Genomic DNA, 23496 nt, shown 5'->3' with positions numbered 1-23496 from the left:
TTGGTTCGAATGGTTCATTGACTTTTACTCAACGCTGTCTATAACGTGAGGTAACACATACGTGAGGCGAGGAGTCCGACAGTGTCTGCTTTCGACATCGTGGTCAACGACGGGTTGTGGTTCGACGGGACGGGGGCTCCAGGTCTGCGTCGTAATCTCGGAATTCGAGACGGCGTGGTCGCGGAGGTGTCCACGACGCGCCTCGAGATCGGGCCGGACACAGAAGTGATCGACGCGGCCGGCAAATGGGTTCTCCCCGGCTTTGTCGACGTCCACACGCACTACGACGCCGAAGCCTTGGTCAGTCCAGGGCTTCCGGAATCGGTTCGCCACGGCGTCACGACGGTCGTGCTCGGCAATTGCTCGCTGTCGACGGTGTATTCGACGCCGCGCGAGATCGCGGATCTGTTCAGCCGGGTCGAAGCAGTTCCCCACGACGCGGTGCTGCGCATCCTCGAAGCGAACAAGACCTGGACCGGTCCCGCGGCGTACACCGCCGCCCTCGAAGCCCTTCCCCTCGGACCCAATGTCGCGGCCTTCATCGGTCATTCCGACATCCGCACGCACGTACTCGGACTGGGGCGCGGCACCGACAAGAAGGTCAAGCCGACTCGCTCGGAACTCGGCCGGATGGGCTCGATGCTCGAGGATGCCATCGACGCTGGGATGCTCGGCCTGTCGTCGATGACCAATGCCCTCGACAAGATCGACGGCGACGAATATCGTTCTCGCTCTTTGCCGTCGACGTATGCACGGTGGAAAGAGTTCCGATTCCTCAATCGCATCCTTCGTGATCGCGGAAAGATCTTGCAGAGCGCTCCGACCATCAACCTGCATCCGAACGTCGCGGCGTTCTTCGCCGAAAGCTCCGCGATCGGACGCAAGAAGCCGCTCAAGACGTCGCTGCTCTCCGGCGCGGATTCGAAGGCCTACCCGGTGATCGTGTACTTCATGCTCGCTGCGGCCCCACTGCTCAATCGCTTCGCCAAGACCGATTTCAAGTGGCAGCACCTGCCGGTTCCCTTCACCGTCTACGCGGATGGAATCGACCTCGTCGTGTTCGAGGAGTTCGGCGCCGGCGCCGCCGCTTTGCACCTCAAGGACCAGGTGGAGCGCAACGAACTGCTCCAGGACGAGTCGTACCGTCGCGCATTCCGTAAGGACTACGACAACAAGTTCTCACCCCGCATCTGGCATCGCAATTTCTACGATGCGGTCATCGTGGGATGCCCGGACGAGACGTTGATCGGCAAGAACTTCGGTCAGGTCGGTGACATCCGCGGAGTGCACCCGGTGGACGCGTACCTCGACCTGGTGGTGAAGTACGGGCGAGATCTTCGCTGGCGCACCACCATTGCCAATCACCGGCCCAAGTTCGCGAAGAAACTCGCCGCGAGTTCCGGTGTGCAGATGGGCTTCGGCGATGCCGGCGCGCATCTGCGCAACATGGCGTTCTACAACTACCCGGTGCGACTCCTCAAGCGCGTCAAGGACGCTCAGAGTGACCGCAAGCCGTTCCTCACCATCGAGCGCGCAATCCACCGCCTGACGGGCGAACTGGCGGACTGGTACGGCATCGACGCCGGGCATCTACGCCAGGGTGACCGCGCGGACTTCGTTGTCATCGACCCGGCCGGGCTCGACGAGTCGGTGGACGGGTTGTTCGAGGCAAAGGTTCCCGAGTACGGCGGGATCAGCCGGATGGTCAACCGCAGCGACGACGCAGCGGTCGCTACGGTGATCAACGGCCGACTCGTCTACCTCGAAGGTGAATTCGCCCCCGGATTCGGAATCGAAAAGACAGGTCAGTTCCTGCGTGCCGGTGAAAAGGCTCCGGTTACCAGGGCCGCGAAGACTAGCGTGGCGCTATGACTACACCGGCGGATCGCCTCACCTCGTACTCCCGGTCCGGGCTGACCTTCGACGTACGCGACGAAGGACCCGCCGACGGTCCGGTCGTGGTTCTCCTGCACGGATTTCCGCAGGATTCGAGCTCGTGGGATCAGCTCGCACCGCTGCTGCACACCCGCGGCTTCCGCACGGTGGCGCCGGACCAGCGAGGGTACTCACCCGGTGCCCGGCCGAAAGCGCGCTGGGCCTACCGCGGGTCCGAACTCGCCGCCGACACTGTCGCGCTGATCGACGCACTCGGTGTGGGAAAGGTGCACCTGGTCGGCCACGACTGGGGTGCCGCAGTCGCATGGCAGGTGGCTGCCGAACGGCCGGATTTGCTCGATACCGTTACCACGGTGTCGGTTCCGCACCCGCTGGCCTTCATCAAGGCGATGGTGACCAGCACTCAGGGACTGAAATCGTGGTACATGGGGGCGTTCCAATTACCCTTCGTTCCTGAGAAGATTCTGGCCTCGTCATCGCTGGGCGCGAAGTTCCTGGTTTCGAGTGGGCAGACGCCGGAGAATGCGCGGCGCGATCTGAACGCCATGCTGGCTCCCGGCCGCCTGCGGGGTGGTCTGAACTGGTATCGCGCGATGTGGATGACCAAGCCGAACCCGGAAGCTGCCCGGGTCACCGTGCCGACCCTGCACGTCTGGAGTGACGGCGACGCCGCCATCGGACCCAAAGGGTCTGCGCTCACCCCCGCGTTTGTCGACGGTCCGTACCGGTTCGAAGTTCTCCGGGGTGTGAGCCACTGGATCCCCGACGAGGCGCCGACGGAGTTGGATCGGTTGCTCGGTGAGCATTTCAGCAGCTGACTGAATTTCGTACTGAAGCCCCCACCGTTCGGCGGGGGCTTCAGTCGTCAGCAAGGTCGTCGACCAACCGTGGTCAGCGAGCTCCGAATCGCTCTTCCACCTGCTCCTTCGTCAGGCCGAACTCCTCGAGCGTGTACTTGTGCGACGGTTTGCGAGCACCCGAGCGGCTTTCCTCGTGCATGGCCTCCATCGACTGCTGGGCGGTAGATGTCAACGGGATGTCGAAATGCGTGTAGATGTTCTCGACGGTTCCCAGTGGATCGGTGACGAAGTCCTGATAGTCGACGTCGATGAACTGCGCGGGATTGTGGTGTGCGCGTGCACTGTCGAACTGCTCGAGCCCCCTGGCCCACAATTCGAGCTGACTTTCGCCGATCACCTTGTCGGTGAACGTGTTCGACCAACCCTCTGTCGCCTGGGCGGCCAGGCTGCATACCGACGGAATGATCGTCGTAGGGGAGCGGTGAGTCTGGATGACGAGAGCGTCGGGGTACGCCTCCATCAATTCGTCGAGCGCGAACAGGTGGCTCGGGTTCTTGAGGACCCACCGTCGATCCTGATCGGGCAGACCGATCAGCTGCAGGTTCTTCTTGTGTCGTGCATAGGCGTTCGACCACTCCTGGTCCTTCAGCCATGCGGAGTACGTGGGTAGATTCGCCAGGCACTCGTACGACACGGACTTGAACGTCTGACGCAAGAGTTGCCAACATTCTTCGACTTCGCTGGCGGACATGTAGTGCACGCCCATGAATTCGGGATGCTCGACGTGGTGTTGACCGAATGTCTCCTCGATCTTGGCGAAGACCGGGTTCGATTCCCACGTATCGCGAGGCGGGCGAGGCTGAGGGAACTCGGTCAGCCACATCTCGAGGCCCTGGTGAGCCGGGTCGACCGTGAGGAGGCGGTGCAAGGCAGTGGTGCCCGTCCGTGGCAATCCGGTGACGAAGATCGGCCGCTCGATCTTGACGTCGGCGTGCTCCGGATGCTCCTTCCATGCAGATTCACTGAGCAGACGTGCCACCAGGGCGCCTCGAAGGAATACCCGAGAGATCTTGCTGCCGAAGGGCGTCAGATCCTCGTCGCGGTCGTAGGACTCGAGCAGGACCGACAGAGCTTCGGTGTAATCGTCGACGCCGAAGTCCGTCAGTCCGGTCATGCGCGTCGCCGAGGCGTGGAGATCCTCGACGGTGCCGACGTGAGTGCGTTCAGTCATGGTGCTCCTAGTGATGGAATTCGCCGCAGTTGACGTCGATGCATTGGCCGGTGATCGCGCTGGCCATCGGAGACGCCAGGAAGATCGCCGCGTCGGATACTTCATCCGTCGTCGGCAGGCGCTTGAGGTCGGTGTTCGACGCAGTGTGCTCGTAGATCTGCTCGACGGTCATGCCGAACTTCTCCGCCTGGTGCGCGAAGTATCCCTTGAGGGTGTCTCCCCAGATATAGCCGGGTGCAATCGAATTGACACGAATTCCCTGCGGGCCGAGTTCGGTGGCCAGGGACTGCGACATGGCGAGCAGGGCCGACTTCGCCATCTTGTAGCTGCCGTAACGCTCTTGCGAATGCCGCAACACCATCGAATTGATGTTCACCACGGAGCCGTCCGACTCGGCAAGTGCCGGCGTGAACAGCTGAGTCAGGCGCAACGCACCCAGTACGGTCAGTTCGATGCTGTCGCGGATGTGCTGGTAATCGGTGCGAGCCAACGGTTTCATCGACGGAATTGAGAATGCATTGTTGATCAGAGTGTCCACTTTGCCGTAGGCGGCAATGGACTCGGCCACCAGATTCTCGGCGGAAGCCTGGTCGGTGATGTCCGTGGCAACGGTGACGGCGCGCCCACCGGCATCGACTATTTCTTTCGCAACGTCGTCGAGTCGCGATTGCGTACGTGCTGCGAGAACAAGACTCGCGCCGGCCGACGCACATCGAAGGGCCAGAGCGCGGCCGAGTGCCGGGCCGACTCCGGAGATGACTACTACACGGTCTTCGAGCAAGGCGGTCATGATTACCCCAGCATTCGGTTGTCGATGGCGGCCTGGCGCTGGGCAATGCGTGCTGCCCAGTCCTCGGCGGTGATGGCGTTGGTGTCGAAATGCGGCAGGTGCTTCGCAATATCTGCGACGGCGACGATTTCGACGGTGGGACCGTCCTGCGGCGTCAGCTCGCGGGACACGCGCTGCCAACGGAACTGCAGAATGCCGCGCGGATGTCCGACGGTTTCGATCCAGTTGGTGACACCGGGGTTCTTCTCGCTGACCACCATTCGAACCATCCCGTCCGGATCGACCTGTGCCTGGCCGTTGTTGAGGGAGGTCTGATGATTGACGTAGTCCAGTGAGATGTACCAGAGGCTCCCCAGTTGGAAGCCGAGATACGGTGCGTCGGAGGCGGGAACGGTGATGATCATCGCCTGCTCGTCGGTGAGTTCGTAATGTCCCACCGACGAGTACTGCGTTGCCAGCCCGCCCGGTGTCAGGCGTGGTTCGGTCATGGTGTTGACCGTGAGCTTGAGGTAGAACCACTCCGGGAACTGGAGCCACGTCTTGACCCGCGTGACCAGTGCCTTCCCAGCCCGGGCGTAACGCTTCTCGGTCTCTTCGGCGGTGAGAGGTGGCGGCGCGATCCCGATCGAATCGGTGCGCTCGATGCGGATCACACCGCGCTGCTGACTCCAGTCGCTGTAGACCTCGCGAACGACCAGCTGCGAGGATCCGGGCGCCAGGGTGTAGTAGTTGGCTCGGCCGTCGGCAGGGCCGGGGCCGAACCAAGCGACGAAGTTACCGTCGTCGTCTATCTCCAGCTCGCGGTCGTCGAAGGCGATTTCGCTGCCGGGAACGTTCGAGTTGGTGTAGTTCCCACTCAACACCTGGAAGCTGAGATCGGCTGTGGTGCCGCGCTTTCCGGTGACCTTGTATTCCTTGTCGTCGTTGATACGGGCGCCGAAGTACAGAGTGTCGGGGTTGTCGAGGCCCATCTTGGTGAATGGTCCGGTGCCCTGGATGAAACTCGGATGGGTCTTTTCGCCGGCCCAGGCGGCATGCGTCGTCGCAATGATTCCGCCGGCCAGATATTGGTATCCCTCCAGTAGATCCTGTTCGGATCTGATGTGCGGCGCAGTCTCGATCAATTTCTCGGCTTCGGCGATCGCCTCGGCAAACGGGTCCGTCAGCACGCTGGCTCCTCACAGTTCCGACTATGTCGCCGGTCCAGAGCGTCGTGGTACAAATATGTACCTATTTGGTAGATGTTGGGTATTTCGACAATAGAACGCGTTCTAGGGAGTGGTCAATGGGTGGACCGGAGAAGGCGCCTGAAGCAGCACGCTCGAGGGGGAGGCAATCGCCTCCCACCGAACGGGTGGTTCAGGTGCTCGACTACCTCGTCGGCCGCCCTGATCAGCGGTTCGGGCTGTCGGAACTGGCCCGCGCGCTCGAGATCAGCAAGCCCACCTGCTTGGGAATCCTCACGGCGCTGGCTGATCGTGGATACCTGACTCGGGACGAGGTGTCGAAGACCTATGGGCTCGGTCCGGCCTTGATCGCGGCCGGACGTGCAGCTCAGCGGGGATTTGCCGTCGGACCCATTGCCCGCACCCATCTGGAGAAAGTGAGCACGGAGTTCGGGACGACGTGCACGGCGTCCGGTGTGATCGGTGATCAGATCAGCGTTCTCGAAGTGACCGGACCGATCGGCGCGCGTCGCGCCGCCAAGGTCGGTCAGGTGTACCCGTTCGCTCCACCGGTCGGACTGATGTACGTCCTCTGGGGTTCGGATCACGACATGGACAGTTGGCTGAGCAAAGAGCCGAGCCTACCGGTGCGCTTGGATCGCGAGCGTCTGTGGAACGTGGTCCGCGAGTGTCGGGCTGCGGGGTATCTGGTCGAGAGTCTGGATCCCGTCGGGCAGCGACTGCACACGCTGATGGCGGGCGTTGCGACGCACGATCTTCCGCCGGAGGTGCGTGAACTGCTCGGTGAGATGGTCTCGAGCCTGGGCGAGAGGGTGTATCTCGGACGCGACATCAGCTCTGACGACGAGCATCCGGTGAGTCTCATTGCCGCCCCGACCTACGACGCCGAGGGGCATCAGGCCCTTGTGCTCACTCTGTATGTGGGTGGGGCGATCACGGGCGCCGAGATCGAGCGCCGCGCCGCGGCGCTGGTTGCGGCGGCGGATGCGGTGACGGCGGAAGTTGGTGGCAGGAGTCCGGTTCGCGGTCTGTGACGTCTGATTGCCGGTCATTGACCTTTGGGTAGAACGAGTTCTATTCTGTGATTGCGTTCAATTTAGAACCAGTCCGGTACATAAATGTACCGATGCGGAAATGGTGTTCCGCACGGAGTACGTGATGCTCAGGAGCGAAAGACATGGCAACACTCCAGACCCCGCCCGCCTACGAGTTGTCGCATCTGCGAGCACTCGAAGCGGAGGCGGTCCATATTTTCCGCGAAGTCGCAGCGACTTTCGAAAAGCCGGTCCTCCTGTTCTCCGGAGGTAAGGATTCCGTCGTGATGCTGCACGTAGCGGCCAAGGCATTCTGGCCTGCCCCACTGCCGTTCGCTGTGATGCACGTCGACACCGGTCACAATTTCGACGAGGTGATCGAATTCCGCGACCAGACGGTCGATCGCTTCAACCTGCGTCTTGTCGTCTCCAGCGTGCAGGACGACATCGACGCCGGACGCGTCATCGAGGACACCGGAGTCGGTTCCAGTCGCAATCGCCTGCAGACGCACGCGTTGCTGCGCGGAATTCGCGACAACAAGTTCGACGCCGTGTTCGGTGGTGCTCGCCGAGACGAGGAGAAGGCGCGCGCCAAAGAGAGGGTGTTCAGCTTCCGGGACGAGTTCGGGCAATGGGATCCGAAGGTGCAGCGACCTGAACTGTGGAACCTGTACAACGGCAAACACCGTAAGGGCGAACATATTCGGATCTTCCCGCTCTCCAACTGGACAGAGCTCGACATCTGGCAGTACATCGAGAGCGAGCAGATCGACCTCCCCGGCATCTACTACGCCCATCGTCGCGAGGTGGTTCCACGCGACGGAATGTTGTTGGCACGCACCCGCTTCCTCGAGCTTCGCGCCGGCGAAGAGTCCTACGAGGCGTTGGTGCGCTTCCGTACGGTCGGCGACGCAACGTGTACCGGATGCGTCGAATCGTCGGCCGAAACACCGGGCGCTGTCGTGGAAGAAGTTGCGGCGAGCCGTATCACGGAGCGTGGCGCAACCAGAGCTGATGACCGGATTTCCGAAGCTGGCATGGAAGATCGTAAGAAAGAGGGGTACTTCTGATGCCGCAACTGCTGAGAGTCGCTACAGCGGGCAGTGTCGACGACGGAAAATCGACACTCATCGGCCGCTTGCTCTACGACTCCAAGTCGATCTTCGAGGACCAACTCGAGGCCGTGGAACGGAGCAGTCGAGAACGCGGCGACGAGTACGCCAACCTCGCGCTACTGACCGACGGATTGCGCGCCGAGCGTGAACAGGGCATCACGATCGACGTGGCCCACCGGTATTTCGCGACCCCTCATCGGAAGTTCATCATCGCGGACACTCCCGGGCACGAGCAGTACACCCGCAACATGGTGACCGGCGCGTCGACGGCCGACCTTGCCCTGATCCTGGTGGATGCTCGCAAAGGGGTGCTCGAACAGACGCGGCGGCACGCCTTCTTGTCCACTCTCCTGGGGATACCCCACCTCGTGCTGTGTGTGAACAAAATGGACCTGGTGGGCTGGTCTCAGGAACGGTTCGAGGAGATCAAGGAAGAATTCCGACAGTTCGCTATCAAGTTGGACGTTCACGACCTGACGTTCATTCCGGTCTCGGCGCTGTTGGGGGACAACATCGTTGCCCGGACCGAGAACATGTCCTGGTACGACGGGCCTTCTCTGCTGCACCATCTCGAGCAGGTGCACATCGCGTCGGATCGCAACTTGATCGACGCTCGGTTTCCGGTGCAGTACGTGATCCGTCCGCAGAAGCAAACCGACGCCGACCTCCACGATTTCCGTGGATACGCCGGAACGGTGGCCAGCGGCGTCTTCAAGCCCGGCGACGAAATCGTGGCTTTGCCTTCAGGATTCACCTCGACGGTGAAGGCAGTCCACGGGCCGGGCGGTGACGTGATCGACGAAGCGTTTGCGCCCTCGGCCGTATGCATCGAGCTGACCGACGATCTCGACGTCAGCCGCGGGGACCAATTGTGTCGGCTCAACAACCGGCCGCAGGTCGGGCAGGAAATCGATGCGATGGTCTGTTGGTTGACCGAACAGACAACTCTGTCGGAGAACAATCGCTACTCGTTGCTGCACACCACGCGCTCCACGAAAGCGCAGATCGTCAAGCTCGACTACCGGCTGGACGTCAATTCTCTGCACCGCGACGAGAAGGCAGAATCTCTGTCCCTCAACGAGATCGGCCGCATCTCGATCAAGACGCAGCAGCCGTTGATGTTCGATCCCTACCGCCGCAACCGCGTGACGGGCAGCTTCATTCTCGTGGACGAGACCACGGGCAATACCGTCGCCGCCGGAATGATCAACGGTCCGACGCTCAAGGAATCGCGCGTCGTCTGGCACAGTTCGGAGGTTTCTCGCGAGGAACGTGCGACTGCCGGCGCCACCGTGTGGCTCACCGGTCTCTCGGCCTCGGGTAAGTCGACGATCGCGGTGGAACTCGAACGCCGCTTGGTGGCCGCGGGTATCCCGGCGTACCGCCTCGACGGCGACAACCTCCGGCACGGATTGAACGCGGATCTGGGATTCAGTGCCGATGACCGCGCCGAGAACGTCCGCCGAGTCGGCTCGGTGGCGCAGTTGTTCGCTGATTCAGGTGCAGTGGCAGTGGCCTGCCTGATAAGCCCGTACCGCGAAGATCGTGATCGAGTGCGGGCGGCGCACGAGGCCGCCGGGCTGAAGTTCGTCGAGGTCTACGTCGACACCCCGATCGAGCAATGTGAAGCCCGAGACCCCAAGGGCATGTACGCCAAGGCCAGGGCCGGGGAAATCACGGGATTCACCGGAGTCGACGATCCCTACGAAGCTCCGACAAGTCCCGAGCTGGTGATCAGACCCGAAGACGGAACGCCTACCGAACTTGCGCTGCGAATTATGGAAGTGTTGGACCGGTGAGCGAATCCACACACAGCAGAATCGCCGACGAGGCACTCGCGGCGGAATTGGCGCAGGCCGCCGGTGCGATCCTCCTGGGGATCCGAGCCGAGGGTCTGGGTGTCGACGACGGTCGTGAACTGGGTCGCCGGGGCGACAAGGCCGCCGATTCCTACATCCTCGACCGGTTGGCTGCCGAGCGGCCGGGCGATGCCGTGCTCTCTGAGGAATCTGCCGACGATCGCAGTCGTCTGGATGCAGCTCGGGTCTGGATCATCGATCCGCTGGACGGCTCCAAGGAATACGGCTTGCCGAATCATGCGGATTGGGCAGTGCACGTGGCGCTTTGGGAGCGCGGTAGCGGAATTACCGCAGCCGCGGTTGCTCAGCCGGCGCTCGGAGCGGTGTACTCCAGTGGCGACGAGGCAGCTTCGGTTGCCGCCAACTCGCCGCTCCGCGTAGTAGTCAGCGGATCGCGACCACCCGCATTCACCGAAGCGGTGGCAGCCGAACTCGGCGCCGACGTGGTGCACATGGGATCGGCCGGCGCCAAGGCGATGGCGGTGGTGCGCGGCGAGGTCGACGCGTACCTGCACGCCGGTGGGCAGTGGGAATGGGATTCGGCTGCACCCGTCGGCGTCGCACAGGCGGCGGGACTGCATTGCAGCCGCATCGACGGTTCGCCGCTGCTCTACAACGAATCGCATCCGTACCTGCCGGATCTCGTGATCTGCCGACCGGAGTTGTCGGAGTCGATCCTGGGCGCAATTGCCAAGCACTCCACGGAGTCTGCGGTAAGCGGACGCGTCGCCATGGCGCGTGAATACGTGAACGCATTGCTCACTCATGACGCAACGAAGGTCCGCTTCGCCGCCGACGCCTGGCGGGTCGAGAACGGTCAGCGAACCGGTGACAGCGGAGCCTTCATCAGCAACGAGCTCGAACAAGGCCAGCAATATCGCGGAATCGTGGCGATACGTGAACTCGCGCTGCGTGAGTGGGGCGAGAGCGTCGTAGCCCGGTATCTGCTCGACCTCGGAACACCTGGCCAGGCACCGGCCGTCACAGTTTTCGTCACCGAGTACTTCGGGATACCGGCAGGCGAGATCGAAAGCATCCTGGCAATCATCGAACCCCACGAAGACGATTCGAAAGAGGCTGGAACACAATGACATCGGACAAACTGATCACCGATTTCTGTGCGCTGTGGGCAGACGCCGATGTTGCAAAGATCGTCGACTACTTCACCGATGACGTCGTTTATCACAACATCCCGATGGAGCCCGTGGTCGGTCGCGAGGCCGTCCGGGCGTTCATCGAGCAGTTTGTCGGTGCCTTCGGCAACATCGACTTTCAGATCAAGCGTCAGGTCGCGGACGGCAACACCGTCATGAACGAGCGCGTCGACGTTTTCACCATCAACGGCGCCGAGGTAGCGCTCCCGGTCATGGGGGTGTTCGAAGTCGAGGACGGAAAGGTCAAAGCCTGGCGCGACTATTTCGACATGGCGCCGATCAATGCGGCAGCCGGCCAGGCCTGATCGGGGCGCCTACTCCGCGATGACAGCGTGCGGGTAGTCCGACGAGCGGTGCTGGAAACGTGTGATGGCGGGATTCACGATGACGCCGTCCCGGATTTCGATGGCCCGATCGACGGTCTCGTCTGCCTTCCAGGCCGTCTCTCCTGCCATCACAGTGGGCAGGTAGGGAAGAAGTGATTCGCTGATCTCCCACGACGCGGAGTTCCACAGGTACGACGGGCTGTGATCGACGCCGTAGTAAGTGATGTTGTCGCCGACGATGAAGGTCGGATCCGCGAACGAGGTGGGACGAGCCCAGCTGAACCCCATGCCTTCGTCGCACGAGACGTCGACGATGAGGCTTCCCGGTTGGAAGTCCATGAGATCTTCCTCGGTCAGGAACGTCAGTGGGGCGTCCGTGTTCTGCAGTACGCAGTTGACGACGATGTCGTGCTCGGCCAAGAAGCCGGGCACCGGCACGCTGTGGTTGTCGAGCATGACGTGGCTGCCACGGACGTCACCGTTGTTGTTGTCGAACGAGACCATGCGCGCCGAGTGGATGGGAGAGCTGACGGCGGTGACTCCACGCTGGGTGAGGACGTCCACTTCGTGGATACCGTGCGCCTTGAGTGCTGTGACCGCGCCGCGTGCAGTGGCTCCGAAACCGATCACGGCAGCGGTGAGACGCCGGCCGTAGTCACCGGTGGAACCGATCAACTGCAGGGCGTGCAGTACCGAGCAATAACCGGCGAGCTCGTTGTTCTTGTGGAACACATGCAGATTGAACGATCCGTCGCTGTGCCAGAAGTTCATGGCCTCGAAGGCGATGAGAGTCAGTTTCTTGTCGATCGCGATCTGTGTCAGTTCGGTGTCCTGGACACAGTGCGGCCAGCCCCAGAGAACCTGACCTGACCGTAATTCGGCGAGGTCACGCACCAACGGCTTCGGTAGCAGAACCACATCGGTTTCCGCCAAAATCTGCTTGCGCGTGCGGATTCCGGCAACGAGGCGCGAGAGGTAGTCGTCGGAGTAGCCGAAGGGGTGGCCGTAGCCTTCTTCGAGGTAGATCCGAGAACGTAGTTCGGCATCGATGCGATCGAAATGCGCAGGATGGATCGGCAACCGGCGTTCTGCCGGTTTGCTCGACTGTCCGATGACTCCAAGGGTGCGTGCGTTGTTCAATTGTGTATCTCTCGATAGGAGCAGGTAGAGATGTCAGGCAGGAGCCTGAGGGACTAGTAGAAGCCGCAGGAACGCTGGCAGATTGCCTCGGCCAGGACCGCGTGAAAGCGTGCTGGCTGCGCTGCTGTCGATCGCCGACGGCAACAGAAAGGCGCGTCGGTATGTGCTCAGTCTAGTCCGGAACGGCCCTCGCCCGGTGGCCGGGCGCTGTGTCGTGCTCCGCTGACGTGTGGCTACTGCTCGCGCAGGCGTGAATCCAGTACGGCCAGTTGGATTTTGCTGGCGTCCGCGTGTACCTGACGTCCTTTGTCGGTGACGTCGACGAAGACTCCGCGCCGGTCGGCCTCGCACAGTGCTCGCTGAACCAGTCCGGCCTTCTCGAGACGGGCCACGCTACGGGAGAGCGCGCTGGGACTCAGGTACATCTCCGAGGCAAGCTCCTGCATGCGTGGACGTTCGCACGTGGCGTCCATGAGTCGGTCGAGAGCCTCGAAGTCGCTCATGCTCAGCCCATGCGCCGACTGCATCTGGCGATCGAGTTCGCACGCGATGTCGTTGTAGCTGGTCGACAGCGAGCGCCAGGTGTTGCGCAATTCGGATTCCGACGTCACGACCGCATTCTAGTTGAAGACTCGATTACGTGCAATTGCATTAAATGCTTGTGCATTATGTGCATGTGCATCTATTCTCGCTGACGTGACTTGCACAGACTCGACACTCAAACCATTCGATTCGCCGGAAGCCCCGGTTTCTACGGAATCCTCGGATCCGGCCACAGGGGAGGGCTGGTCCCTCAAGCTGTGGGGCATCCTCGCGGTGCTCTGCCTCGTGTTGTTCCTCGACGGTCTCGATGTGTCGATGGTGGGCGTCGCGCTTCCGTCCATCGGCAATGAACTGGGCCTGTCCACTACTTCGCTGCAGTGGATCATCAACGGCTACGTCCTCGGATTCGGCGGCCTGTTGCTACTCGGTGGACGTACCGCCGATCTTCTCGGGCGCAGGAAGGTCTTCCTGATCGCACTGACCGTGTTCGCAATCGCCTCGCTGGTCGGTGGCCTTGTCGACAACGGAACACTGCTGATCGCATCACGATTCGTGAAGGGATTGGCTGCGGCCTTCACCGCTCCGACCGCAATGTCCATTCTCACCACGACGTTCAAGGAAGGTCCGGCCCGTAACCGTGCCCTGTCGGTGTTCTCCGTGTTCGGCGCCAGTGGTTACTCGTCCGGTCTGATCCTCGGTGGGCTGTTGACCAGTGCCGGTTGGCGATTCACGTTCCTGATGCCGGTTCCGTTTGCCGTCATCGCGCTGATCGGTGGGTACTTCCTCATTCCGCGGGACCGTCCCGCAGATACCGGGGGACACGATCTCGTCGGCGCCGTCACCCTGGTGATGGGAATGCTTCTCACGGTGTACACGATGGTTTCGGCTCCGACCCGTGGATGGGCGCACCCGATGACGCTGGGTTCGTTCGCCGTCGCAGCCGTGCTTCTGGCGACGTTCTTCTTCGTGGAGAAGAAGGTGGCGCATCCGCTTGTGCGACTTGGGCTTCTGCGCGTCGGCACTATCGTTCGTGCGAATCTGGCCATCATCGCGCTCTTCGGTTCCTACCTGAGCTTCCAGTTCATGATGACGATCTTCCTGCAGTCGGCCCTCGGCTGGTCGCCCCTGAAGATGGCGATGGCACTGCTTCCCGCGGGCATCATCGTCGCATTCGGATCGCCGTTCGTCGGACGGTTGGTCGACCTGTACGGCAGTGCCAAGCTCATCATCGCGGCACTGACGTCGCTCAGCGTCGGGTACCTCTGGTTCCTCTTCGCGGGCAGCGATTCACCGTCGTACGTCGTGGCGATTCTGCCGAGCGTCATCCTGCTCGGACTCGGATTCGCGCTGGGGTACACCTCGATCATGGCCCAGGCCACCTCGGGTGTCGACGACTCGGAGCAGGGTTTGGCGTCCGGGCTGGTGAACACCTCCGCTCAGGTCGGTGCGGCGCTCGTGCTCGCTCTGACCACTGCCCTCGTAACCGCTGGATCGCACACCGCGTCCGGCGCCGGTACCGCCGGATTCGAGCAGTTCCATCCCGGACTGATCCTGGTCACCGGGGTCGCGCTGGTGGGCTTGGCGATCACCGTCTCGCCGCTGGTACGTGGAAGGTCGCAGCGGGGAAGATCCGTGCGTGAAATGCGCGCTGAGGAAGAAAAGGAATTGGCCGAGGTCAACTGAATACTCGCTTCATCCGCGAATGCGCTCGGCCGCGTAGGGGACAATCCTGCGCGGCCGAGTTGCTGTGTCTGAACTATCGGGTGGCAGATTTCAGGGCTGCGTCTTTCAGAGCAGCGTCTTTCAGTGCTACGTCGAAGCTCGTCGACGTAGCTTGCGAACCGAGAATCAAGGCAAGGCGCACCAACATGGCTTCGCGGTCGGACGGATCAGCCTGATCCAGTGCATTCGACAGTGCCAACCAGACGTGTTCGCGGTGGCCCTCGTCGTCGACCACCGCAGTTGTCGCCGACTGTGCCGTATCGAAGTGCGTCGGCGCAGTGCCGGCGGTGAGGTGTTTGGCCACGTCGTTCAATTGCGTGGGATCGCTGATGCGGCACAGCACCAATCCGTCGGGCCGAATCACGAAGATCTCGCCGACACGAGCGCCGAGGGCAGATGCGAGATTGCCTTCGGCATCGGGAACCGTGGAGTCGGTAGTTCCCACGGTGATCACGCGTACGGTTTCCGGTGCAAGGGCCTGAGCAAGGATTTCGGCTTGCGTGTCGAGTTCGGATACCAGCTCAGCTGACAGTCCGAAAGCCAGCAGGCCGAATCCAGTACCGCGCAGACTGTTCAAGGAGGTAGATGAACCGTCCGCCGAGACCTGGACGACCCTGTCTTCCAACGGATCGCCGGGTAGTACGCCCTCGGCGCCCGCAGCTGTGGGCCACGTCAGCGGGGAGAGCCGGGCGTGCGTCGCACTCGACTGGCGCGGGTTGATGAGGTGCGCGAATTCGCTTCGCTTGGTGGCGAGTTCGAGTACGGCATCGCGGGTGGTCCGGTAGCCGTGACTTCCCGGCGACATGATGAGCGTCGACTTGCCTGCGTTGTCGACGTTCTGCTGCCACGCGCTGCGACGTTCCTTCGAATACGCGTCGAGGATGGTGGAATCGGCAGCTCCGTTGATGACGGCGGCTAGTTGCCACACCAAGGTCTCGGCGTCTTCCATGCCCGAGTTCAGGCCGCGAACACCGAAGATCGGAACGAGATGCGCGGCGTCGCCGGCAAAAAGCACACGGCCGTGAGTGAAATCTTCCAGAGCGAGTGCGTGGGCGCGGTAGAAGCCGAACCATTCCAGGGTCCAGGGGATGTCGCTCTGGAGCCATTCGAGGTGACGCGTGATGCGGTCACGGATGCGATCTTCTTGCATCTCCGCTTCCGGATCGTCCGAGGCGTCGAGCTGGTAGTCGATGCGCCAGATGTCCCGTGGTTGGCGATGCATGATGATCGTGGACCCCGGGTTGCTGGGTGCGTCGAACCACACCAGACGCTCGGCCGGGAGTTCCGATTCCCAATGAATGTCGGCAATGACGTAGTTGCCCTCGTAGCTGTTGCCCTGCAAGCGGATTCCGCTGAGTTCGCGCATCTTGCTGCGTCCACCATCGGCGGCAACGACCCACGCCGCGCGCAGTTCGCGGGTTCCGAACGCGGTGTCGACGGTCAGAGTCACCTCGTTGTCACCGACGGAGATGCCGGCGATCGACGACGACCAGCGGAAGTTCACCAGTGGGTGAGCGAGCAGCTTGTCGGTCATGATCTGCTCGAACTCGGATTGCGAGACGTTGACCATGGGTCCACGCGCGTCGTGCTCGGCGGATGCCATGCGGAACTGCAGTACTTCCTGATCGCGGTAGTAACTCCGACCACCCACCCACGGCAGAACGATGTCTTCGAGCTCGGCACCGAAGCCGAGGCGTTCGGCAACTTCGAGGCTGTGGCGTGACACGCAGATCGCGCGACTGCCGAACGAGACCTGATCGGCCGCTTCGAGAATCGTGACGGCAATGCCGCGCTGCGCCAAGCCCATGGCTACGCCCATGCCGACGGGGCCGGCTCCGACGATCACGACGGGAAGTGCGTCGGCCGAAGGCGCCAGGGAGGCGAAGTCCTCGGGTGCGTACTTCTTCGGATGAAAGTAGGTCGACATGGTCACGAGGCTTTCTGTGCGGCAGTGTTTTTCGGGATCAATTGAGGTTCCGGGAGCAGCAGGATGGAAACCAGGCTGATCACGGCAATGATCACGAAGTAGGCGGTGATGGCGAACGAGGTGTCGAAGGCGGCGTAGAGCGCGGTGGCGATCATCGGGGCCAGACCGCCGCCGAGGATTGCGCCGATCTGGTAGCCGAGTGACGCTCCGCTGTAGCGGATGTGTGCGGGAAACAATTCGGCGAACAGTGCCGCTTGTGGGCCGGCGCAGCAGCCGAGCGTGAAGCCGAGGGCGATCATCGATACGAGCATCACCGGAACGATCGCTGTGTCGATCAGCGGAAAGAACACCGCTGCCGCCACTACCAGGGTGATCGAACTGCGGATGTAGACGGTCCGGCGTCCGAGAGTGTCCGACTTGTGAGCGCTGAAAGCCATTCCCGCCATCCAGAACGGGCAGGATGCGATGAGAAGAAAGAGCATCGTGGTCTTGCTGAAGCCGAGTTCGGTCTCGCCGTACTTGAGGACGTAAACCATGTACGCGTACGCGATTCCGTTGGTGGCGATGAAGGTTCCACCGGCGAGGAGCACAGTCTTCCAGTGTCTGGTGAGAACCTCGAGAATCGGCATGGACTCCGCCGGTGCCTCGGACTTCGACGCGGTGAACTCGTCACTTTCCTCGAGGCCGAGACGGATCCACATCGCAACGCCCACCAGAACTGCGCTGAGCAGGAACGGGATTCGCCATCCCCAGGAGTTGAATGCATCGTCGTCCATGAAGGCGGCGAGGGGGAGATAGACGAGATTGGCCACCAGTACGCCTGCGGGAACACCGATTTGTGGTGCGCTGCCGTACAGCCCCTTCCTGCCCTCCGGTGCGTTTTCGGTGGCGACCAGAACTGCGCCGCCCCACTCGCCGCCGACACCGAGTCCCTGAACGAATCGCAAGGTCACCAGGAGTATGGGGGCAAAGACGCCGATAGCGGCGTAGTTGGGTAGCAGCCCGATGGCAACGGTGGCGCAGCCCATCAGCATCAACGAGGTGACCAACATGGATTTGCGTCCGATGCGGTCGCCGAAGTGGCCCATCACGATTCCGCCGATGGGACGCGCGACGAATCCGACGGCGAGGGTGGCGAAGGCGGCGAGGGTGCCGGCCAGATCGGACGTGCCGGGGAAGAACTGCTTGCCGAGCACGAGTGCGGCGGCGGTGCCGTAGATGAAGAAGTCGTACCACTCGATGGCGGTGCCGACAAAGCTGCCGAGGGCGGCCTTACGCGCCTTGACCGTCGCGGCGGCGCGCGTTGCGGTCGGTGAGGCGATGGAGGTCATGAAGTGCCTTTCGAGATGAATGTGGCTTGAAGAAACAATGACGTGCGCCACAACAATTGAAAAGCGAAAGAATTGGAGGTTCTTGCACGGAAAATACGTGGAACCAGCTCCGCTGCCTGGTAGCGGGACTATTGGGCAGGTTCTGAGGGTGAAACGAATTCTATGAAAGCGCGTGCGACGCGGCTGAGGCGAGTGTTCTGGTGCCAAGCGAGAACTACGTGCACCGACGGCACTGCGGGGGAAGCGATGGTCTTGACGACCACCTCGAGCCCCTCGTACGTGACGTCGATCTTGGGCCGCTGGAGTAGCAGCGTCCAGCCGAGGCCACGGCCGACAAATGCCCTCGCCGTCTCGAAGTTCGCAGTTCTGTAGGCAACCTTCGGGGCGAATCCGCCTGCGCGACAGACGTCGAGCGCGTGTTTGGTGCTCGGCGGCGCGTCGAGGAGAACCATCGGGTGTTCCGCGAGGTCCGGAAGATGGATCGGTCGCTCGGACCGCGCGAGTGGGTGTTCTGCACCCAGGACGATCAAGGGTTCGCGGATGGCCAACGGAACTGTGCGCAATTGTGGAGACAGGTCCAGGTCGTAAGCGATCGCGAGGTCCAACTCGCCGTTCTCGAGATGTGTCTGGAGCCGATTCTGAGTGTCCTCGCGGAACTCCACCTGCGCGTCAGGATTCTCACGGGTGAACCCGGCGATCATCGACGGCAACACCGTCGGCCCCAGAGCGGGATAACAGCCGATCGCTATGGGCCCCGACACGCTTCCGCCGGTTCCGAGCGCATCGGATTCGAGTTCCCCGGCTTGCTGAAGTAGCGCCCGGGCGCGCACCAGAACCGCTTCACCGGTGCGGGTGAGTTGAATGCCGAATGAGCGACGGCGAACGCACAGTTGAACTTTGAGCGCGCGTTCGAGTTCGGTGAGCGCCGCGGACAGGGCGGAAGGAGAGAGGTGCAGGCGCTCGGCCGCGGCACTGATCGTTCCGGTCTCGGCTACCGCGACAAACGCGGCCAGCTGACGCATCGTGTACGTGGGAGCAGGATCGATGCGAGGCATGAGATCGACAGTAGTCGGGTAGATTGCCCTGAATATTTTGGTGTGGCACCGTGAAGAGGTCGACGATCAATCGCTGACCTGCGTCTTCGTGGTGCCCCCGGCAGGATTCGAACCTGCGACCTTTCGCTCCGGAGGCGAACGCTCTATCCCCTGAGCTACGGGGGCGCACCGAATACTCGGTGTGCCGATTGGGCTGCGTTAGCGTAGCGCATCACGGGGGGACAAGACCAAACCGGCACCCGCCTCGGCATGGCGTCGTCGCGGGAGGTAGTCGAGGATGCGGCCGGGGACCATGGTCGTCGAATCATCTGCACCGACTGACTCGGATGCTTTTTACGCCTAGGCTCGGCTCTGAGCACAGGCTCGGGCGGACTGCTCGGGCACCCTCGTGAGGTACGGGAGTCGTTGATGACCGATCACCACTATTCCGAAGACCAGCTCGCGCTCGACCTGAAGTGGTGGGCAGCGGCCAACTATCTGACCGTCGCGCAGATCTATCTGAAGGACAACACGCTTCTGCGGGAACCGTTGCGTGCCGAGCACATCAAGCCCCGACTGCTCGGGCACTGGGGGACCAGCCCCGGCTTGTCGATGATCTACACGCTCCTCAATCGGCACATCGTCGCCACCGGCGCAGACTGGCTTTACGTGACCGGTCCCGGGCACGGCGGTCCGGCGCTGGTCGCGTCGACGTATCTCGAGGGAACGTACTCGGAGATCTATCCGGAAGTCTCGGACGACGCCGAGGGCATCCACCGGATGTGTCGGCGATTCTCCGCTCCCGGCGGAGTGCCCAGCCATGTGAGTGTGCAGACACCCGGAAGCATCCACGAAGGCGGCGAGCTCGGCTACGCCCTTGCCCATGCGGCCGGCGCTGCCTTCGATCATCCGAACCTCGTGGTGGCCTGTGTGATCGGCGACGGCGAAGCGGAGACCGGGCCGTTGTCCGGTTCGTGGAAGCTCCCGGCGTTCCTGAATCCACGACGCGACGGCGCGGTGCTGCCGATCCTGCACGTGAACGGTGCCAAGATCGCCGGGCCGACGGTCTACGGACGCAGCAGCGACGAAGACATCCAGGCCTATCTTGGTGGACAGGGGTGGGCGCCGATCGTCGTCTCCGGTGACGACCCCGACGCGGTGTTTCCTCAGCTGTATCAAGCGATCTCGCAGGCGTACGAGAAGATCCGCGAGATGCAGGGTGCCGCACGCCGCGGAGAGGAGTGGACGGGTTCGTGGCCGGCAATCGTGTTGCGGACGCCGAAAGGATGGACCGGTCCACACACCGTCGACGGAATCTTGGTCGAGGGCACACATCGTGCGCACCAGGTGCCGTTGTCCGGCGTGCGAAGCAACGAATCACATCTGCGGCAACTCGAAGAGTGGATGCGGTCGTACCGTCCGGACGAGTTGTTCGACGCCAACGGATCACTCGTCGCGGAACTGGCGGCGCTGTCGCCGACGGGGGACAAGCGCATGGGGAGCACTCCCTACGCGAACGGTGGACGACTTCGCGTCGATCTCCCGATGCCGCCGCTCGAAAAGTACGCGCTTCCCATCCAATCCCCGGGTTCGACCTTCCACGAGACGACGCGAGTGCTCGGCGAGCTTCTGCGCGACATCTACGCCGCCACGGAAACCGAGGACAGCGGCGGGATCTTCCGACTCTTCTGTCCGGACGAGACGTCGAGCAATCGCCTCGGCGCCGTATTCGAGACAACCGATCGCTGCTGGCAACTGCCGATCACCGACTACGACGACGGGCTGTCCGCGGACGGTCGTGTCATGGAGGTCCTCAGCGAGCACCTCTGCGAGGGATGGCTCGAGGGCTATCTGCTGTCGGGCCGACACGGGATGTTCGCGAGCTACGAAGCATTTGCGATGGTGAGCGTGTCGATGCTCATCCAGCACGCCAAGTGGCTCCAACATGCCGTCGACCTGCCGTGGCGGGCGTCTGTTGCTTCGCTCAACGTGCTGCTGACCAGTACGTGCTGGCGCAACGATCACAACGGATTCAGTCATCAGGGCCCCGGCATGATCGACGCCGTTATTCCCCTGGCCCCCAGTGTGATCCGCGTGTGGTTGCCGCCGGATTCCAACACCTTGCTCTCGATCTCGGATCACTGCCTGCGTAGCACCGACCACGTCAACCTGATAGTCGTGGACAAGCAACCACACCTGCAGTACCTCACGCTCGAGCAAGCGCACGAGCACTGCGCGGCGGGCGCTTCGGTCTGGGAATGGGCCGGAACCGAGGCTCGCGGACAGGAACCGGACGTGGTCCTGGCCGCCGCGGGAGATGTGCCGACGCAGGAGATCCTGGCTGCTGCACAGTTGCTGCGCGATCACACACCCGAACTGATCACCCGCGTCGTCAACGTCGTCGATCTGATGGCCTTGCTGACGCCAACCGAGCATCCCCACGGATTCGGGGAGCGGGTCTTCCTCGATCTGTTCACCGCGCAGACCGACGTCGTGTTCGCATTCCACGGATACTCGCGTGCCGTGCACGAACTGATTCACGGGCGTCCGAGTCCCGAGCGCTTCCACGTTCGCGGATTCAGTGAACAGGGAACAACCACAACACCGTTCGACATGGTTGTCCTCAACAAGATGAGCCGCTACCACCTGGTGATCGAGGCGCTACGACGCTCCAAGCGTCGGCCGGCCGGGGCGTCCGAGTTGGCGGAGTTCTGCCGCACACAGCTCGAAAAGCACTCGCGTTACATCGTCGAGCACCTCGAAGACATGCCGGAAGTAGAAAACTGGACCTGGTCCTGAAATTGAGGACCAGGCCCAGTTGGGTCTGAACAATTTCGGCTCAGTTCAGTTCTGCTCAGTTCATGGGCAGTGGCACTGCGCCGCGAGCTGCCAACATGTCGGTCATCAGCTTGGACTCGCTCTGCTGCGTGTTGACCATCGTCTGCGCCAGGCTGCGCACCGGCCCCTCGGTGGCGTCGGCTGCTGCGTACTCCATCATCGGAAGCCCACCTTCGTGGTGACGAAGCATCAGCTGCAGGAACAAGGTGTCGAGTTGCAGACCTTCCGCTGCGCGGAGAGCCGCAAGGTCCTCGGGGGACGCCATGCCGGGCATGGTGTCGACCGGCCCGGAATGACTCATGTCCATCGTGGCCGAAGTCCCGTGCGATCCATGGCCGGAGCCCGAATCCGACGACATCCACTCCATGTACGGGCCCACCTTGGACAGCGGCTGATCCCACATGGTCAGCCACGCTTGCATCTGACCGAGCTGGTTCTGCTGCGTGGTCAAGATGTCGAACGCCAGCGTGCGTACGTCGTTGTCCGTGGACTTCGTCAGGGCGATGGACGCCATGTCGACGGCCTGGCTGTGATGCACGCTCATGTCCTGCGCGAAGCCCACGTCCACCGAATCCGAAGCCGGAACGGTCAGTGACGACTTCGCATCGGGTCCGAGGAGGTTGGTCAGTGCGCCGAGCGCAAAACCGACGGCGATCGCGCCGATCAGACCGATGATCAGCAGTGCGGTGCGCTGACTCGGCTTCGAAGACTGATCGGTGCTCGTCGAACTATCCACCGGCGGGAATCTGTTCGTCGGTGGCCGGGGTAGCGCCCGTGCCGTCCATCTGGATGGCGTCGGCGCCCGGAGGTGTCGGATCGAACGGCGACGTCGACGGAGTGAACAGCGGGTTGGTGCAGCTCGCGCCGACCTCGGGGTAGACGTTCGGGTTCTGGTTCAGCGCAGTGATGAACTGATCGATGCGATCGTCGTCGGCCTTGTCGATCTCGAGGCGATGGCCCCACGACTGCAGAGAAATGGGGCTGCTCTGACCGGGGTACGGCGACATCAGCATGTAGGACTTGCCGTTCACGCGTCCGGCGAGACTGTCGATCTGGTCCTGGTCGACGAGATCGGGGTTGTACGTGATCCAGATGGCGCCGTGCTCGAGCGAGTGGACGGCGTTCTCGGTGCGAATCGGGTCGGCGTACACGGTTCCGGTGCAGTTAGCCCAGGTGGCGTCGTGCGGGCCACCGAACGGCGGGGTCTGGTCGTACGCCACGCGCTGAGTGGAATCGACGTGCTGGCCGGCCGGGTACTCGATCTTGAGGACGCCGTCGATCTTGTCCGACGGATCCTTGTTCTCCGAGCTGTACTTGTACGGCTCGAGGGCCTGCCGCTCCTCGACCTTGGGCCACAGATTGATACCGAGCACGGCGATGAGTGCGAGCACAGCCACACCGGCGCCGATCGACAGCCAGGGGATCTGGCGGGGAGCGGGGACGCCGCCCTTGCCCTTCTTGGCCGGCCGACTGTTCTTGTTGGCGGCCTTGATGGCCTTGGCTGATTTGGCCCCGGAGTTCTTGTTGGGACCGCGACTATCGGAACCGCTTGGCATCGATTGGGCTCTT

At 62.5% G+C, this 23496-nt stretch carries 19 protein-coding genes and 1 tRNA gene; 9 read left to right on the top strand and 11 right to left on the bottom strand.

The genetic code is table 11. The annotated features are described in order from the left end of the window. The first annotated feature begins 81 nt into the window (after positions 1–81). Both RA302_RS19090 and RA302_RS19085 read left to right on the top strand, forming a co-directional pair. Complete coding sequence (locus RA302_RS19090; protein ID WP_070160380.1) at positions 82–1872, top strand: amidohydrolase family protein; 1791 nt, start codon at positions 82–84, stop codon at positions 1870–1872. Beyond that, positions 1869–2714, top strand: coding sequence for an alpha/beta fold hydrolase (locus RA302_RS19085; RefSeq protein ID WP_007726161.1), 846 nt, complete (start codon positions 1869–1871; stop codon positions 2712–2714). Before RA302_RS19090 ends, RA302_RS19085 begins: the two co-directional genes overlap by 4 nt. A gap of 73 nt (positions 2715–2787) precedes the next feature. On the opposite strand, the gene RA302_RS19080 is transcribed toward RA302_RS19085, so the two are convergent. Genes RA302_RS19080 through RA302_RS19070 form a run of 3 tightly spaced genes read right to left on the bottom strand, consistent with a single transcriptional unit; the run spans position 2788 to position 5886 of the window. Next, on the bottom strand, positions 2788–3927 hold the full coding sequence (locus tag RA302_RS19080; protein ID WP_007726163.1) for a sulfotransferase: 1140 nt from the start codon (positions 3925–3927) through the stop codon (positions 2788–2790). A 7-nt stretch (positions 3928–3934) separates the two neighbouring features. Beyond that, positions 3935–4717: an SDR family oxidoreductase gene (locus RA302_RS19075; RefSeq protein WP_007726165.1), complete on the bottom strand. Its 783-nt coding sequence runs from the start codon at positions 4715–4717 to the stop codon at positions 3935–3937. A 2-nt stretch (positions 4718–4719) separates the two neighbouring features. Further along, entirely contained in the window at positions 4720–5886 is a 1167-nt protein-coding gene (locus tag RA302_RS19070; RefSeq protein WP_064075259.1) for a hypothetical protein, read from the bottom strand. A 116-nt stretch (positions 5887–6002) separates the two neighbouring features. Between RA302_RS19070 and RA302_RS19065 the strand changes: the two genes are divergently transcribed. From RA302_RS19065 to RA302_RS19045, 5 genes are all read left to right on the top strand, one after another. After that, on the top strand, positions 6003–6938 hold the full coding sequence (locus RA302_RS19065) for a helix-turn-helix domain-containing protein (protein ID WP_030537323.1): 936 nt from the start codon (positions 6003–6005) through the stop codon (positions 6936–6938). 143 nt (positions 6939–7081) lie between these two features. Further along, positions 7082–8008: a sulfate adenylyltransferase subunit CysD gene (cysD, locus tag RA302_RS19060; protein ID WP_003941285.1), complete on the top strand. Its 927-nt coding sequence runs from the start codon at positions 7082–7084 to the stop codon at positions 8006–8008. Then, positions 8008–9852: an adenylyl-sulfate kinase gene (gene cysC / locus RA302_RS19055; RefSeq protein ID WP_003941334.1), complete on the top strand. Its 1845-nt coding sequence runs from the start codon at positions 8008–8010 to the stop codon at positions 9850–9852. Before cysD ends, cysC begins: the two co-directional genes overlap by 1 nt. Then, positions 9849–11003, top strand: a complete 1155-nt coding sequence (locus tag RA302_RS19050) for a 3'(2'),5'-bisphosphate nucleotidase CysQ (RefSeq protein WP_047270166.1) — start codon at positions 9849–9851, stop codon at positions 11001–11003. The genes cysC and RA302_RS19050 overlap by 4 nt, the downstream gene beginning before the upstream one ends. Next, the gene (locus tag RA302_RS19045) at positions 11000–11371 is read left to right on the top strand and encodes a limonene-1,2-epoxide hydrolase family protein (RefSeq protein ID WP_070160378.1); all 372 of its coding nucleotides are present in this window, start codon (positions 11000–11002) and stop codon (positions 11369–11371) included. Before RA302_RS19050 ends, RA302_RS19045 begins: the two co-directional genes overlap by 4 nt. A gap of 9 nt (positions 11372–11380) precedes the next feature. On the opposite strand, the gene RA302_RS19040 is transcribed toward RA302_RS19045, so the two are convergent. Continuing rightward, positions 11381–12532 carry a N(5)-(carboxyethyl)ornithine synthase gene (locus RA302_RS19040; RefSeq protein ID WP_007726175.1) on the bottom strand — a complete coding sequence of 384 codons (1152 nt, stop codon included), beginning with the start codon at positions 12530–12532 and terminating at the stop codon, positions 11381–11383. A 233-nt stretch (positions 12533–12765) separates the two neighbouring features. Further along, positions 12766–13143 (bottom strand): MarR family transcriptional regulator, encoded by a 378-nt coding sequence (locus tag RA302_RS19035; RefSeq protein WP_003941367.1) that lies wholly within the window; start codon positions 13141–13143, stop codon positions 12766–12768. An 85-nt stretch (positions 13144–13228) separates the two neighbouring features. On the opposite strand from RA302_RS19035, the gene RA302_RS19030 reads away from it, so the two are divergent. Continuing rightward, a complete protein-coding gene (locus RA302_RS19030) occupies positions 13229–14758 on the top strand; it encodes an MFS transporter (protein ID WP_070160376.1) in 1530 nt (509 codons plus the stop codon). A gap of 73 nt (positions 14759–14831) precedes the next feature. Here RA302_RS19030 and RA302_RS19025 read toward each other — a convergent pair whose 3' ends face one another. From RA302_RS19025 to RA302_RS19010, 4 genes are all read right to left on the bottom strand, one after another. Further along, positions 14832–16724, bottom strand: a complete 1893-nt coding sequence (locus tag RA302_RS19025; RefSeq protein ID WP_070160385.1) for an FAD-dependent monooxygenase — start codon at positions 16722–16724, stop codon at positions 14832–14834. A 2-nt stretch (positions 16725–16726) separates the two neighbouring features. Beyond that, positions 16727–18055, bottom strand: coding sequence for an MFS transporter (locus tag RA302_RS19020; protein WP_007726181.1), 1329 nt, complete (start codon positions 18053–18055; stop codon positions 16727–16729). Positions 18056–18183: 128 nt separating this feature from the next. After that, a complete protein-coding gene (locus RA302_RS19015; protein WP_042445544.1) occupies positions 18184–19110 on the bottom strand; it encodes a LysR substrate-binding domain-containing protein in 927 nt (308 codons plus the stop codon). 89 nt (positions 19111–19199) lie between these two features. Continuing rightward, a tRNA-Arg gene (locus tag RA302_RS19010) sits at positions 19200–19275 on the bottom strand. A gap of 243 nt (positions 19276–19518) precedes the next feature. On the opposite strand from RA302_RS19010, the gene RA302_RS19005 reads away from it, so the two are divergent. Beyond that, positions 19519–21888 carry a phosphoketolase family protein gene (locus RA302_RS19005; RefSeq protein ID WP_042445546.1) on the top strand — a complete coding sequence of 790 codons (2370 nt, stop codon included), beginning with the start codon at positions 19519–19521 and terminating at the stop codon, positions 21886–21888. Between the two features lie 55 nt (positions 21889–21943). Here the strand turns inward: RA302_RS19005 and RA302_RS19000 are convergent, their stop codons facing one another. Continuing rightward, complete coding sequence (locus RA302_RS19000) at positions 21944–22663, bottom strand: DUF305 domain-containing protein (RefSeq protein WP_070160374.1); 720 nt, start codon at positions 22661–22663, stop codon at positions 21944–21946. Continuing rightward, positions 22656–23483 carry a DUF3105 domain-containing protein gene (locus tag RA302_RS18995; RefSeq protein WP_003941378.1) on the bottom strand — a complete coding sequence of 276 codons (828 nt, stop codon included), beginning with the start codon at positions 23481–23483 and terminating at the stop codon, positions 22656–22658. Before RA302_RS18995 ends, RA302_RS19000 begins: the two co-directional genes overlap by 8 nt. Positions 23484–23496: the final 13 nt, after the last annotated feature.

The organism is Rhodococcus sp. DN22 (assembly GCF_036669995.1).
GTDB lineage: Bacteria > Actinomycetota > Actinomycetes > Mycobacteriales > Mycobacteriaceae > Rhodococcus_F > Rhodococcus_F erythropolis.
The sequence above is the reverse complement of the archived record's forward strand: the minus strand, read 5'-3'. Positions and strand labels throughout refer to the sequence as shown.